Genomic DNA, 263 nt, shown 5'->3' with positions numbered 1-263 from the left:
CGCTCCCGCCCCGGACCGGCAACCCCCAGCCGATCCCGGTGAGCCGGCCGCGCCCCGGCCCTCGGGCCAGGACGCGGGGGAGTGGGAGATCTCCCGCATCCCGCTCCAGTACGAGCGTGCCGTCCTCGCCGGCGCGGTGGCGCACGAGAAGCTGCGCACCACCACCGCCAACGCTGTGCGGGGCCGGGCGTACGACGTCGTTGTCCACCAGCAGGCGGCGATGCCCGAAAGGAGTTCGCCCGCCAGTACCTCTCCGGCGCACT

1 protein-coding gene is annotated in these 263 nt (G+C 74.9%); it reads left to right on the top strand.

Going from position 1 to position 263, the window contains the following annotated elements:
- A partial coding sequence (locus tag AOK18_RS33745; RefSeq protein WP_206281612.1) for a hypothetical protein occupies positions 1 to 263 on the top strand: 263 nt, incomplete at both ends.

It is taken from the genome of Streptomyces prasinopilosus (assembly GCF_001419695.1).
GTDB lineage: Bacteria > Actinomycetota > Actinomycetes > Streptomycetales > Streptomycetaceae > Streptomyces > Streptomyces prasinopilosus.
The sequence above is the reverse complement of the archived record's forward strand: the minus strand, read 5'-3'. Positions and strand labels throughout refer to the sequence as shown.